This is a genomic window from Sporolactobacillus sp. Y61 (assembly GCF_040529185.1).
GTDB lineage: Bacteria > Bacillota > Bacilli > Bacillales > Sporolactobacillaceae > Sporolactobacillus.
On sequence record NZ_CP159510.1, the window covers coordinates 333636 to 348216 of the forward strand.

The 14581-nt window shown below is 51.2% G+C and carries 9 protein-coding genes, 1 riboswitch and 1 other annotated feature; of the genes, 2 read left to right on the top strand and 7 right to left on the bottom strand.

The window, feature by feature from the left end; translation table 11 throughout:
- Position 1 precedes the first annotated feature (1 nt).
- The 6 genes from carB to argC are packed head-to-tail and all read right to left on the bottom strand — an operon-like array spanning position 2 to position 8635.
- Entirely contained in the window at positions 2-3238 is a 3237-nt protein-coding gene (gene carB / locus ABNN70_RS01700) for a carbamoyl-phosphate synthase (glutamine-hydrolyzing) large subunit (RefSeq protein ID WP_353948553.1), read from the bottom strand.
- Entirely contained in the window at positions 3222-4310 is a 1089-nt protein-coding gene (locus ABNN70_RS01705; RefSeq protein WP_353949355.1) for a carbamoyl phosphate synthase small subunit, read from the bottom strand. Before ABNN70_RS01705 ends, carB begins: the two co-directional genes overlap by 17 nt.
- Before the next feature lie 16 nt (positions 4311-4326).
- Positions 4327-5523 (bottom strand): aspartate aminotransferase family protein, encoded by a 1197-nt coding sequence (locus tag ABNN70_RS01710; RefSeq protein WP_353948554.1) that lies wholly within the window; start codon positions 5521-5523, stop codon positions 4327-4329.
- Positions 5516-6319: an acetylglutamate kinase gene (gene argB, locus ABNN70_RS01715; protein ID WP_129930505.1), complete on the bottom strand. Its 804-nt coding sequence runs from the start codon at positions 6317-6319 to the stop codon at positions 5516-5518. Before argB ends, ABNN70_RS01710 begins: the two co-directional genes overlap by 8 nt.
- A gap of 37 nt (positions 6320-6356) precedes the next feature.
- Entirely contained in the window at positions 6357-7583 is a 1227-nt protein-coding gene (gene argJ, locus ABNN70_RS01720) for a bifunctional glutamate N-acetyltransferase/amino-acid acetyltransferase ArgJ (protein WP_353948555.1), read from the bottom strand.
- Positions 7584-7597: 14 nt separating this feature from the next.
- Entirely contained in the window at positions 7598-8635 is a 1038-nt protein-coding gene (argC, locus tag ABNN70_RS01725) for an N-acetyl-gamma-glutamyl-phosphate reductase (protein WP_353948556.1), read from the bottom strand.
- Positions 8636-8835: 200 nt separating this feature from the next.
- Positions 8836-9061, bottom strand: a binding site (T-box leader).
- A gap of 247 nt (positions 9062-9308) precedes the next feature.
- Between argC and bacA the strand changes: the two genes are divergently transcribed.
- The gene (bacA, locus tag ABNN70_RS01730; protein ID WP_353948557.1) at positions 9309-10112 is read left to right on the top strand and encodes an undecaprenyl-diphosphate phosphatase; all 804 of its coding nucleotides are present in this window, start codon (positions 9309-9311) and stop codon (positions 10110-10112) included.
- A gap of 288 nt (positions 10113-10400) precedes the next feature.
- On the top strand, positions 10401-11003 hold the full coding sequence (locus ABNN70_RS01735; RefSeq protein WP_353948558.1) for a TIGR00730 family Rossman fold protein: 603 nt from the start codon (positions 10401-10403) through the stop codon (positions 11001-11003).
- Positions 11004-11104: 101 nt separating this feature from the next.
- Here the strand turns inward: ABNN70_RS01735 and ABNN70_RS01740 are convergent, their stop codons facing one another.
- Positions 11105-14392 carry an SH3 domain-containing protein gene (locus ABNN70_RS01740; protein ID WP_353948559.1) on the bottom strand — a complete coding sequence of 1096 codons (3288 nt, stop codon included), beginning with the start codon at positions 14390-14392 and terminating at the stop codon, positions 11105-11107.
- Between the two features lie 85 nt (positions 14393-14477).
- Positions 14478-14561: riboswitch (cyclic di-GMP riboswitch) on the bottom strand.
- Positions 14562-14581 lie beyond the last annotated feature (20 nt).

Below are 14581 nucleotides of genomic sequence, written 5' to 3' on the forward strand. Positions count from 1 at the left end.
GTCACTTCTCCTTGTTCGTCGTATAGGTCAGTGTCCGATATTCATCAAGCGTGTGGACGTTCAGCGTGAAATCTTCGTCTGCCGCATCCACAGCTGCCTTCAGTGTATCAAAGCAGGTGTAAAGCGGGATCTGGTAGCGGAGGGTCAGCGACCTCAGTTCAAATCCGAATGATTCGGTATTTCTGCCTGCCGTCGGGATATTCAGGACAGCCGCTGTATCACCCTCGGCAAGGAGGCTCTGAACGGCTTCGGCATGTGCTTCAATCCTCTGGACACGGATACCTGAGGATTTGACGAATGCTGCTGTCCTGCCTGTCGCCACGATTTCAAAACCCTTTCCCGCCAGCCTGCGGATCAGATTCAGGCTTTCCGGCCGCTCCCGGTCCGTAATGGAAATAAGCAGCTTTTTCCCCCTCTGTGAACCGGAGAAGGGATTTTCTTCCCCCGAGAAAACGGCTTTTGTAAAAGCTTCATGGAGCTTCTCCCCCATGCCCAGCTGTTCACCGGTTGATTTCATTTCCGGTCCGAGTACAGGATCTACGCCCTTCAGCTTGGTAAATGAGAAAACCGGTGCCTTGACCGACCAGAATTGAGGCGCGTGGCTATAGCCGCCTGTAAGCCCGAGCGCTGCAAGCTTATCTCCCAGCTGGATGGCAACCGCCTTCTCGACCATCGGAATACCGGTGACTTTACTGATAATCGGTACCGTCCGTGACGCCCGGGGGTTAACTTCCAGCACATAAACCGTTCCGTCCGCGATGACAAACTGGATGTTGATCAGTCCCCTGACATGCAGTCGGCGGCAGATCTTTCGGGTATCTGCGGCAATCTCCTTCTTCATGTCCTCAGTAAGCGTAAAAGAAGGAAAAACGGCAATACTGTCACCGGAATGAACGCCTGCCCGCTCAATATGTTCAAATACACCGGGAATCGTCACTTCTTCGCCGTCGCTGATGGCATCGACTTCACATTCGGTGCCGGGCATGTAGCGGTCAACGAGCAGCGGAAAGGACTGAGCATTCAGGCTGTGTTCGCTGTGCATGTAATGTTCCAGCTCACCCGGCTGATGAAACAGAAACATCGATTGCCCGCCAATGACAAAGGAGGGACGAACCAGGATCGGAAAACCAAGCTGTCTTCCGGCCTCGCGCAGATCCTCAAGGCTGCTGACGCTTGTTCCTTTAATATGCGGGATCCTGAGTTCGGTAAGCAGATCATAAAACTGTTCCCGGTCTTCCAGTTTTTCAATCGCTTTTGTCGAAGTACCCAGAACAGGAATACCGGCCTGCTCCAGCGCCTCAGCTACATTCACAGCGGTCTGTCCGCCAAACTGAACCAGTGCACCGCGGACCCCTTCTTTTTCCGCCACATTAAGAATATCTTCCGGCGAAAGCGGCTCAAAGTACAGCCGGTCAGCTGTCGAATAATCCGTGCTGACTGTTTCCGGGTTATTGTTGATCACTACCGCTTCATAGCCCAGCTTTTTCACGGCAAGTGTGGCCTGAACGCAGCAGTAATCAAATTCAATACCCTGCCCGATCCGGATCGGCCCGGATCCGACAATGAGGATTTTTGGCTTCCCGTCGACTTCCGCTTCGTCGGCCCCCTGCCAGGTGGAGTAATAATAAGGCGTCTCGGCCTCAAACTCACCCGCACAGGTATCGACCAGATGATAGACCGGCTTTAAACCGATCGCCTGTCTGCGCGCCCGAATGCTTTCTTCCTTTATTCCGAGGAGTTCAGCAAGACGCCGGTCACCGATATTCCATCTTTTCGCCTGGACCAGGCTCTCGTCGGTCAGCCCGCGTTTACCCTGTTTCCGAAGCGCAGACTCGAAGTGGATCAGCCTTTTTATCCCGTTCAGAAACCATGAATCTATTTCGGTCAGCTGATGCATCTCATCCACCGTGCTGCCGCGCCGCATCAGTTCGGCAATGGCAAACAGCCTCAGATCGGTCGCCTGCCGCAGGTGTTCCCTCAGAGTCTCCTCGTCCAGATGGTGACAGGACGGATCATCCAGACCGCTGAAACCCATTTCCATTGACCGAATGCCCTTATTCAAAGCCCCTTCAAACGTCCGGTCGATCGCCATCACTTCCCCGGTCGCCTTCATCTGTGTGCCAAGACTGTGATCGGCTTCCGTGAACTTATCGAACGGAAAACGCGGAATCTTGACAACGATGTAATCAATTGCCGGTTCAAAAGAAGCATAGGTCGTACCGGTAATCGGGTTCAGTATTTCATCAAGATAAAAGCCGATGGCACATTTAGCAGCTACGCGGGCAATGGGATAGCCGGTCGCCTTTGAGGCGAGCGCCGATGAACGGCTGACCCGCGGATTCACTTCAATGATGGCATATTCATCCGATTCCGGATTCAGCGCAAACTGAATGTTGCATCCGCCGACGATCTTCAGTGCCCGGATAATTTTCAGTGAGGCATTGCGCAGCATCTGATACTGGACATCGGAAAGCGTCTGTGAAGGAGCGACCACGACACTGTCTCCCGTATGGACCCCCACAGGATCCACATTTTCCATATTGCAGACAATGATACAGGTATCGTTTGCGTCACGCATGACCTCATACTCAATCTCTTTCCAGCCCTTGATGCTCTTTTCAATCAGTACTTCATGGATCGGGCTGAGATTCAGTCCTCTGTGGAGCACAAGATCAAGATCCTGATCGTTATAAGCAAAGCCGCCTCCCGATCCGCCCAGTGTATAGGCCGGCCGGATAATCACCGGATAACCGATTTTGCGGGTAAAGGCGAGACCGTCCTCATAGCTGCGGATGATTTTTGATTCAGGGATCGGTTCATGAATATCAATCATCAGCTTTTTGAAAAGCTCGCGGTCTTCCCCGTGCTGAATGGATGAGACGGACGTGCCGAGCAGTTCCACGCCGTATCTGGCAAGAATCCCCTTTTCATAGAGTTCAACCGCCAGATTCAGCCCGGTTTGTCCGCCAAGCGTGCCGATCAGTCCATCCGGATGCTCTTTAATCATAATCTTTTCAATAGCCTGTACGGTCAGGGGTTCGACATAGGTCCGGTCAGCGATTCTGTCATCCGTCATGATCGTTGCCGGGTTGCTGTTAATCAGCACCACCTCAATACCTTCTTCTTTCAGGGCAAGGCAGGCCTGCGTGCCGGCATAATCAAATTCCGCTGCCTGACCAATCACGATGGGGCCTGAACCGATGACCAGCACTTTTTTTATATCAGTACGTAACGGCATGAGTTACTTCACCCTTGTTCTGTTTAATCGTCTGCATGAACCGCTGAAAAACCGGATGGGTATCATCGGGACCAGGGTGCGCCTCGGGATGAAACTGAACCGTTTCAATCGGAAGCGTGCAATGTTTCAGCCCTTCTATCGATCCGTCATTCACATTCTCATAACTGACATGAAACACCTGACTGTCTATGCTGCCTCTTTCCACCACATAGCTGTGATTCTGAGAGGTCATCCAGACCTTACCCGTTGCGCATTCCCGGACCGGATGATTCGCCCCGCGGTGACCGAACAGCAGCTTGCCTGTTTTCGCCCCGTAAGCCAGTGCGATCAGCTGATGGCCAAGGCAAATACCAAGCACCGGATAATGAGCGGTGATTTTCTTCAGTTCACGGAAATGGGCTTTGAGCTGTTGCGGATCGCCCGGTCCGTTACTGAGCATGATGCCGTCCGGATCCAGTCGGGTTATCTCCTCATATGTTGTATTGAACGGAACAACGGTTACTTTACAGCCTGCGTCAAGCAGGGCTGTGAGCATTGACTTTTTATAGCCGTAGTCAATCAGAACAACATGCGGACCGTCTCCGGGATAAACAACCGGTTTCTTCACGGAAACACGACTGACCTCGTCGTGAGGAAGCGGTTTTCCCCAGTCAACAGCTGATGCATCCGAATGATCCGTAATGACGGCTTTCATCGTTCCGCTTTTTCTGACTGTTCTCACGACCGCGCGCGTATCGACTTCTGAAAGTCCGGGGACGCCGGATTCCTTCAGCCACTGATCCACCGTTTTGAGAGACTGATAATGACTGGGCAGATCACAGAGATGGCTGAAGACGACGCCCTGCATGTGGATCGCAGAACTCTCACTATCGTTACGATTGACTCCGTAATTTCCGATCAGCGGGTAACAGAACGTCATAATCTGTCCGGTATAGGAGGGATCCGTCATGATTTCCTGGTACCCGGTCATGCTGGTATTAAACACAATTTCACCAAAAACAGAGGCCTTGCTGCCGACGCGAACACCCGGAAACACATCACCCGACTCGAGAATCAGATAACCTTTTTTCAACATCAGCACCCTCCTCTTAACTGTTTTTCAAAACATCATCCAACGCGTAAATAAAGCGATCTATTTCATCTTTTTGCGTCACCAGCGGAGGCAGGATCCTCAGGACCTGCTTCCCGGCCGTCAGAATCAGCACATGATGTTTCTCCCTGAGCCTGTTGACGGCGTTTATTGCCGGGAATGTTGTCACGACGCCGATCAGAAGGCCTTTCCCGCGAACCGTTTCGATTTTATCCGGATACTTCTCCTTTAAAGCCTCCAGTTTTTCATTTAGAGAGGCAGCATTCTCCCGGCATTGTTCGATGACATGCTGTTTTTTAAAGGCTTCCAGAGTGGCAATGCCTGCCATCGTTGAAAACGGGTTGCCTCCGAACGTCGATCCGTGTGTGCCCGGTGTAAACACCTGTGAGACTTCCTTTTTGGCCAGGAAAGCGCCAATGGGAATACCGGAACCCAGTGCTTTGGCTACCGTGATGACATCCGGTTCGATGTGATATTGCTGGTAGGCAAATAATGTTCCCGTCCGGCCGAATCCCGTCTGCACCTCGTCGACCATCAGCAGGATCCCCTTCTTCTGACACACTTCGGCGAGCGCACTGACCCATTCAGGATCAGCAGGGATCACGCCGCCTTCACCCTGAACCATCTCCAGCAGGACGGCGATAGCATCATCATCAGCTTCCAGTGCGCGGACCGCTGACATATCGTTATAGGGAAGGTAAGTGAATCCCGGAACCAGCGGCCCGAATCCGTCCTGTATTTTTGCCTGCGCTGTTGCCGTCAGTGTAGCCATCGTCCGGCCGTGGAATGAATGATTAAAAGTGACAATATGACCTTTTTCTTTTTTATTGATTAAATGAGCATAACGGCGGGCCAGTTTAATGGCCCCTTCGTTCGCCTCGGCACCACTGTTGCAGAAGAACACCTGATCACAGCAGGTCAGGTCGGTCAGCATACCGGCCAGCTTTTCCTGAGACGCGATGTGGAAAAGATTGGAACAGTGCCAGAGGGTATCAAGCTGCTTCTTAAGTACCGCGCCGACCGCATCGGGAACATGGCCTAATGCACAGACGGCAATGCCTGACGTATAGTCCAGGTATTTATTTCCTGCATCATCCCAGACATAGGACCCTTTTCCTTTGACTATGGTGACCGGAAAACGCCCGTAGGCGGACATCACCGGAAAAACTTTCTCTGTTGATTGGCTATCAGGCATGGAGTGCTTCCTCCTCAAGAAAAATTTTTGTCCCTGCTTTGATTCCTTTTGTATAGTCGGTGAGACATTCAGGTGCCAGCCCGTTGACAATGACCACTTCCGGGACATGATGTTTCAGACTGTCGACCGCTGCCATGACTTTCGGAATCATCCCGCCGCTGATCTTCTTCGTGTGAATCAGCTGGGCAATCTCCAGATCTGAAACCTTGTCGAGCGGCACCATTTTACCCTTCTGTTCAACCATAATTCCGGGAACATCACTGATAAAGCATAATCTGCCGTTCAGTGCGCCGGCAATGGCCGCGGCAGCCTGATCTGCATTGATATTGTAATGTTGCCCGTTGGCATCCATCGCTATCGGGGAGACAACCGGTATAAAGCCTTTAGCGCTCAGGCAGGTGATCAGTTGTGTATCGACAGCAGCAATTTCCCCGACAAATCCCAGGCTCCGGGGCGCAGCCGGTTTTGCTGTCAGCAGATGACCGTCAATCCCGCTCAGTCCGACTGCCCTTCCGCCGGCTCCGCAAATATTCGCTACGATTTTCTTGTTCATCGAACCGCTCAGTACCATTTCTACGACTTCAAGTACTTCATCCGTCGTCACGCGCAGACCATTGTGAAAAGTGGTGGGAATAGCCAGCTTTTCAAGCATTTGCGAGATGGCCGGACCGCCTCCGTGCACGATCACCGGTGCCCATTGGCCTTCTGCCTGGATCTTCTGAATGCTCCGATAAAATTCAGGGGTCAGTTTCTCAAAAACGCTGCCGCCACATTTAATCACCAGATACCGTTTCATTGTCATCCTCCTGTCTCTTGTATTTTTTATCTTTATCTTACGACCGATAAGACGCATTAACTTTGACGTAGTTATAAGTCAGATCGCAGCCCCAGGCAACAGCCTCGCCGCTTCCCTCGCCCAGATCAGCTTTTATGATAATACTGTCCCGATCCAGATACGCCTTCGCCTGCTTTTCATCAAAGACTGCCGGCATCCCCTTCTCAAACAGCAGCATATCTCCAAGTTTCAATGTAACTTTGTACGGATCAAACGGCTCGCCGCTGTATCCCATAGCGCAGACGATGCGGCCCCAGTTGGCGTCACTGCCAAATACAGCCGTCTTGACCAGACTCGATCCGACTATCGTTTTACTGATGACCTCAGCCGCCTGTTCATCTTTTGCACCCGTCACCCGGACTTCAATTAATTTGGTTGCCCCTTCGCCGTCGCCGGCAATGAACTTTGCCAGGCCCTGACAGACCGCCTTCAGTCCGGCGAGAAATGCCGGCCAGTCCGGATGAGCAGCAGTCAATGTTTCGTTTCCTGCCATGCCATTTGCCAGCACCAGCACCATATCATTAGTACTCGTATCGCCATCGACGGTAATTCGGTTAAATGTTTTTTGTGTGACCTGAAGGAGCGCAGAATGAAGGTCGTCAGGTGAAACAGCCGCATCCGTTGTCACAAAACCCAGCATCGTAGCCAGATTGGGTTTAATCATACCCGAGCCCTTGCAGGCGCCACCGATGGTAATGGTTTTCCCGCCGGCTTTAAGCCGGACGGCCAGGTGTTTCGTATGCGTGTCGGTGGTCAGAATCGCTTTTTCAAAGGGCGCTTCCGACGTATCCAGTGAGATCTTTTCAATCCCTTTCTTCATTTTGTCCATCGGCAGCTGCAATCCAATCACACCGGTTGATGCAACAGCAACATAATGTTCAGGAATCTTCAGATGTTTCGCCATCCATTTTCTTGTGGTGAAAGCATTTTTGATCCCCTGCTCTCCGGTACAGGAATTGGCACTCACTGTATTGACGAGCACGGCCTGAAGTTTCTGTTCCTCCTGCAGGCTCGTTTTCGTGACCTTAAGCGGGGCCGCCTGAAACAGATTCGTTGTATAAACGCCCGCTGCTGCCGCGGGTTGCTGTGAATAGATCCAGCCCATATCCGGCTTGCTCTTTCTCAGGCCGATATGCTGTCCGCCGGTAATAAAGCCGGCCGGTGATCCGACGCCCCCATTTTCGATTTCTGTTATCTTTATTTGCTGTTCCATCGTATTTTCCATTTTCATTCTCCCTCTCACGGGTAGATCGGGGTATACCGGAGTCCGGTTGTCTCCTCCCAGCCCTGCATCATATTCAGATTCTGGATCGCCTGGCCGGCGGCGCCTTTGACGACATTATCAATGACTGAAACAATGGTCAGCCGCCTCGTCCTTCCATCTACGTGCAATCCGATATCGCAGTAATTTGATCCGGCTACTTCTTTTGTTGCCGGCCATGTGCCGAGCGGCCTGATCCGGACAAATGGCGATTTTTTATAAAAGTGCCGGTACATTTCGATAAATTCTCTCGTCGAGTAACCTTTGGCAAGATTCGCGTAAATCGTACACATTAATCCGCGCGTCATCGGAATCAGGTGTGTGGTAAAAGTGATGGACTGCCTGTACCCGCTGATCGCCGCCATTTCCTGTTCAATCTCCGGTGTGTGCTGGTGCGTTCCCAGCTTGTAGGCTTTGACACTTTCATTCACTTCGCTGAACAAATTCCCGGTTGCCGCTTTCCTTCCTGAACCGGAAACACCGGATTTCCCGTCAATAATGATGGATCCTTTTTCAAGCGCCCCGTCCTTCAGTGCCGGAGCCAGGCCAAGCAGTGAAGCTGTCGGGTAGCATCCGGGGTTGGCGATAAAATGAGCGGATTCAATCTGCCTTCGGTTAAGCTCCGGAAGTCCGTAGACAGCATCGGCCAGCTGAGCGGCGGCCGCCGGTGTTTTATGATACCAGGTTTCATATTCGGATGGATTCTTTAACCTGAAGTCTCCCGAGAGATCAATGCAGGTCAGCCCCCGTTTCAGGCACTCCGGAAGCAGCTCTTTACTGACGCCGGCCGGTGTGGCAAAGAAAACGACATCCACCCGCTCAGCCAGGACGTCCGGATCAAAAGCTTCAAGTGGTTTTTCAAGAATTCCTGAAAGATGTGGATACAGCGTTTCAACTTTTTCACCCTGCGTTGTGTGGGAAATCAGCATCTCCACCTGAACCGACGGATGATTCGTCAGAAGGCGGATCAGCTCTGCTCCACCATATCCATTTGCGCCTACAATACCTGCTTTCACCGGAAAAGCCTCCATTTTAAATGGTCGCATTTTTCAAATATTGTTTCCTTCACTAATACTTCAGAGAAGTGAATCACGACTGTATTTTTTCCCAGGGTTACCGTGGCCTGATGAGAAAAACTGATGAAGCCCGTCCTCTGAGGTCGGCTGTGTCTTAGTCTTTCTCAGTAAATTAAAAACGCCCGCCTCTTTTACTTAATAAAAGAGACGAGCGTTGATCACATACCCGCGGTACCACTCTGGTTATTCCCTGAAAAAACGGGAATCTGCTTTGGTTCTCTGTAACGGGAATTCCCGGATGATCCTACATACCCCTTCAGACCATCACCTCAAAAGTGCGGTTCACAAATCCCGCTGTACCGGCTCTCACCCACCCGGCTCGTTGTTGCAGCTGAAATTTGCTACTCTCTTTTTCATTGGTTTTCTTTGTCATTGTTTCTGACTGTGTGCTATTTATTATACAGTGACCGTTCAGGAAGTCAACCCTTTTCGAAGATATTTTTTTAATTTACTTTTCCTTTTCCAGCGGTCTTGAAGATGTACGTTATGATTATGTTATAATGAGAAAGCTTGTATTTTTTTATTTTGCGAAGAAAACCTGCTGACTGGCAAGTCGCAGCTGTTGCTTAAGGACTTCGTTTTTCTGATACTTTTTAAAGGGCTGGTGAAGTAATTGGTTGAAATTATTATTGCAATAATTATGGGTGCCATTGAAGGGCTGACCGAATTTGCCCCGGTTTCCTCAACCGGACATCTGATTCTGGCCGGACACCTGATGAACTTTGAAGGTGACACGGCAAAAACATTCGAAGTGATTATTCAACTTGGATCGATTATGGCTGTGGTCGTCCTTTATTGGAAAAGATTGTGGAGTTTATTTGGATTTTACCGTAATGAACCCAAAAGCGGACCCAGCCATCTGAATCTCCTGCACATCATTATCGCCGCTATCCCCGCCGTCATTTTAGGGGCTCTGCTCCGCGATTTTATAAAAGCTGTCCTGTTCACACCGGAGAGTGTAGTGATTGCACTGGTTGCCGGCGGCATCCTGATGATTTTTGCCGAACGACTGGCCGCCCGCAGAGTGGACAGGGGAACAACAGAATTATCCTATACTCAGGCACTCATTATCGGGCTTTTCCAGTGCCTGTCTCTCTGGTCCGGCTTTTCCCGTTCCGGTTCAACGATTTCCGGCGGGATCATTGCCGGCGTTGAGCGAAAAACGGCAGCGGAATTTTCATTCATTCTTGCTGTGCCGATTATGATTGGTGCAAGCGGCTATGATTTGATTAAAAGCCTTTCCTTCCTGCACGTCAGCGATATTCCGCTGTTTATTGCAGGCTTTCTGACCGCCTTTATCGTCGCGATGCTGGCCATTGTCTTCTTTCTGAAACTCCTGCGGCGGTTCACTCTGGTTCCGTTTGCTGTCTATCGTTTTATCCTGGCTGCAGTCTTCGGACTGTTTATGCTTCTGTAATTCATTTTCATCCCGCAGTCTGTGTCCCGCCCAACGGATCCCGGCTGCGGGTTTTTTTACTTATTTTTCCGCTGAATCTGAATCTATAGTGACACCTTTTGATTTCTGAAAAAATCCGCTGCCGGAGAGATGATCCGTCCGATTCAGGTTTTTTCAACTCCTTGTGATGATCATCCGGCCAATTTGATAAAAATCATCGGGTCCATTAAAGTTGTCTCCGATGCTATTGTTCAAACATTTGCGATACAATGATAGAAGATTCCAGTTTAAGCAGGAAGGATGATGGGATTGAGTAAAAGCATTTGTGTTTATGCCGGTTCGAATCTGGGTACAGATCCTGAATATGCAAAGAAGGCGGCCAAACTCGGTGAAATCATCGCACGAAAAGGGTGGCGCCTCGTCTATGGGGGATCTTCGATCGGTCTGATGGGTGTCATTGCCGATCGCGTGCTATCCCTTGGCGGTAAGGTCATCGGTGTCATGCCGCGCGGGATGATTCTGGGAGAAATGGCTCATGCCGGTCTGACAGAACTTCTGGAAGTCGACGGGATGCACGCCCGAAAAGAGAAGATGAATGAACTTGCAGACGGGTTCATCGCTTTGCCGGGCGGGATTGGAACTTTTGATGAATTATTCGAGATCCTTTGCTGGGCACAGATCGGCCTGCATCATAAACCCATCGGTCTGCTGAATGCTGACGGATACTTTGATCCGCTGATATCACTGATTCAGCACAGCATCGACCATCAGTTTGCCGATCAGTCTAACCTGAATCTCCTGACTGTGTCTTCTGATCCGGATTTGCTGCTTAAAAAGATGGAAAATTATGTTCCTCCAAAACTGGGAAATAAATGGAGACAGCTCAGCAAGGGCACTTTAGAACGTAAATAGGATAAATGAACGAGCACGGACCGGGGTCCGTGCTCTGTTTTTACAGAATAAAAGTCCGGAATGCTGAAGATCGGCTCTGACGGCGCCAGGGGCCTTGCTTCTCAGTTCCGATATTCAGGTACATCAAAGATCTGCGTGTATTTTGTTATTTTCCTGTACATGTTATCAATCATTGGTGTCTGCTTAACTGCCCAGCCAGGGTCCGTCGCGTATTGATGTGCCGCATTCCCCATGACCAGGGCATCCGGATTCCAGCGCATCTTGTACAGCGTATCCTGTCGATATGCCCGATTGTAAATATAATGGTCGGCGATCCAGGCGGCACCGCCTTCTATTGCTTTTCCCGGGGTGGTCCAGCCATGACTGTAAGCGTATTCTGCACCAGCATTTACGGCATTGCCATCATAAGCACCAATACCGAACATATTGTACACCTTCGTGCCATGTATGCGGACACCTTTCGCAAGACTGGATGTGCCGTTCCCGGTCTCAAGAAGAGCATGGGAAACAAGATAAACTTCATTTACTCCATTATTTTCAGCAGCTGTAATAAATTCTGCCGCATAACCGGAGAGAATACCCCGGCCCGCTAATATGGTCTGCATATCCCGCATATTCAGGTTGGCGAGGGAAGACAGCTGAAGAAACTGATAGTATTCCGTCGAACCTTTTGAGAAGTTTCTGGGGTTAAGGTAATAAGCCAGGTTGCTGCTGCCATTCACTTTCTGCTCCTTCTGGAGTGCCTGACCGAACGAAACAGGATATTTGGTTGTGATGTACACCGTGTCCCCTTCCTGTTTCGTTACCGTTTCTTCTTCCCTGATAAAGTCTGCGTAGACATATCCGTCACGACCACCATAGCTGACTTTTAACCATCCATTTGCCCCGGTCAGTATTTCCACACGTGTGCCAGCCTGCAGTACCCGAATGACATCATAAGACTTACTCGGACCCTTTCTGAAATTCAAGCCTGTCGTGACCACACCATACCGCGTGTCCTGTTCCGGATAATCTGATTCATCAGATGGTGACGGTGCAGGCGAATTTTCACCGCTGCCGCCATCAGAAGGTCTCGCCACAAAATCACCCGACACATACGCCGTGCCGCCGTTGTATTTGATCTTCAGCCAGCCCCCGCCGGCCTCGCCTGTCACGTCGACTTTTGTTCCCTTTTTCAGGGTCGTCAGCCGTTTATTCGAAGTCCCAGGGCCGGTCCGCACGTTCAGATTCTCCGTCGTCGTCCCGGTGTAGAGGGTCTTCAGAGGAGCAGAGGAGCCCTTTCCCGCGTTCGGCTTCGTCACAAAATCACCCGACACATACGCTGTGCCGCCGTTGTATTTGATCTTCAGCCAGCCCCCGCCGGCCTCACCTGTTACGTCGACCTTTGTTCCCTTTCTCAGTGTCGTCAGCCATTTATTGGAAGTCCCGGGGCCGGTACGTACATTTAGATTCTCCGTTGTCGTCCCCGTGTAGAGGGTCTTCAGAGGGGCAGACGGAGTTTTCCCTGCGTTCGGCTTTGTTACATATTTGCCCGACACATACGCCGTGCCGCCATTGTACTTGATCTTCAGCCAGCCGCCGCCGGCCTCACCTGTCACGTCGACCTTTGTTCCCTTTTTCAGTGTCGTCAGCCGTTCATTCGAAGTCCCGGGGCCGGTACGTACATTCAGATTCTCCGTCGTCGTCCCCGTGTAGAGGGTCTTCAAAGGAGCAGAGGAGCCCTTCCCCGCGTTCGGCTTCGTCACAAAATCACCCGACACATACGCTGTGCCGCCATTGTATTTGATCTTCAGCCAGCCCCCGCCGGCCTCACCCGTCACGTCGACTTTTGTTCCCTTTTTCAGTGTCGTCAACGGTTTCCTGGAGGTCCCGGGGACAGGTCGCACATTCAGATTATCCGTCGTTGTCCCGGTGTAGAGGGTCTTCAAAGGAGCAGAGGAGCCCTTCCCCGCGTTCGGCTTCGTCACAAAATCACCCGACACATACGCTGTGCCGCCATTGTATTTGATCTTCAGCCAGCCCCCGCCGGCCTCACCCGTCACGTCGACTTTTGTTCCCTTTTTCAGTGTCGTCAACGGTTTCCTGGAGGTCCCGGGGACAGGTCGCACATTCAGATTATCCGTCGTTGTCCCGGTGTAGAGGGTCTTCAGAGGAGCAGACGGGTTTTTCCCCGCGTTCGCCTTCGTCACAAAATCACCCGACACATACGCTGTGCCGCCGTTGTATTTGATCTTCAGCCAGCCGCCGCCGGCCTCGCCTGTCACGTCGACCCTGGTTCCCCTTTTCAGCGTCGTCAGCGGTTTCCTGGAGGTCCCGGGGACTGGCCGCACGTTCAGATTCTCCGTCGTCGTCCCGGTATAGAGGGTCTTCAAAGGAGCAGAGGAGCCCTTCCCCGCGTTCGCTTTCGCCACAAATTCACCCGACACATACGCCGTGCCGCCGTTGTATTTGATCTTCAGCCAGCCGCCGCCGGCCTCGCCTGTCACGTCGACCTTTGTTCCCTTTCTCAGTGTCGTCAGCCATTTATTGGAAGTCCCGGGGCCGGTACGTACATTTAGATTCTCCGTCGTCGTCCCGGTGTAGAGGGTCTTCAGAGGAGCAGAGGAGCCCTTTCCCGCGTTCGGCTTCGTCACAAAATCACCCGACACATACGCTGTGCCGCCGTTGTACTTGATCTTCAGCCAGCCGCCACCGGCCTCACCTGTTACGTCGACCCTTGTGCCTTTTCTCAGTGTCGTCAGCCATTTATTGGAAGTTCCGGGGCCGGTACGTACATTTAGATTCTCCGTTGTCGTCCCCTTATAGAGCGTTTTCACTGATGACATCCGTTCAGTAAAACCGGCAGAAGACCCGCCTGTTTTTATGTATTCTGCTGATACATAGGCCGAGCCATGACGGAAGTCAATCTGAAGCCAGCCAGACGCAGTTTTTCCGGTGACGGTAACTGTTGCGCCCGGTTTCAGCGTAGTCAGTATCGTCCCGCTTTCACCGGGAAGAAAACGGACATGCAGCCAATCGGTGGTCACACCCTGATAAGGTGAAACTTTCTGAACGGGCTGAACAGACGGCTGAGTTGCCGCTTTTGCCTTTGCAACATAATATCCATCTACAAAGGCCGTTCGGTTATTATGCTTGATCTTCAGCCAGTGGCCTTTCTCACTTTTTCTATCCACGCCGATCACGCTGAATGTATCTCCTCTGTTCAGCATGCCGATCTCATCTTGATCCGTTCCCGGCGTACTTCGAATATTCAGATTAGTCTTAGCCTGACCGGTATACGCCTTGAACGAGTCTGCAGAAGCTTCTAACGGGTTTACGGCCGACACCGCGGCTACAGCAGCGGCTGTGGTCACGGCACCCAATATTGTCAGGTTGCGATTTGGATTCATGGCATTGCACCTCTTACCAGCTGGTTTAATCATTAATTGAGAATAAAAAACTTTTTTCATTTACGTTTCTCATTAAATAAAGAAGTACGATAGTCCGGCGATCATAGCTGAATGCTTTAGATCCGTAACTTTGCGTCACTGTTTTTCAACAGTTTTGCCCTTTAGAAAAAAGAAATGGTCTGAGTATTA

What these genes read in the sequence shown, in the direction of transcription:
- carB (WP_353948553.1), bottom strand. Translation starts at nt 3,238, where the DNA reads ATGCCGTTACGTACTGATATAAAAAAAGTGCTGGTCATCGGTTCAGGC.
- ABNN70_RS01710 (WP_353948554.1), bottom strand. Translation starts at nt 5,523, where the DNA reads ATGCCTGATAGCCAATCAACAGAGAAAGTTTTTCCGGTGATGTCCGCC.
- argB (WP_129930505.1), bottom strand. Translation starts at nt 6,319, where the DNA reads ATGAAACGGTATCTGGTGATTAAATGTGGCGGCAGCGTTTTTGAGAAA.
- argJ (WP_353948555.1), bottom strand. Translation starts at nt 7,583, where the DNA reads ATGGAAAATACGATGGAACAGCAAATAAAGATAACAGAAATCGAAAAT.
- ABNN70_RS01740 (WP_353948559.1), bottom strand. Translation starts at nt 14,392, where the DNA reads ATGAATCCAAATCGCAACCTGACAATATTGGGTGCCGTGACCACAGCC.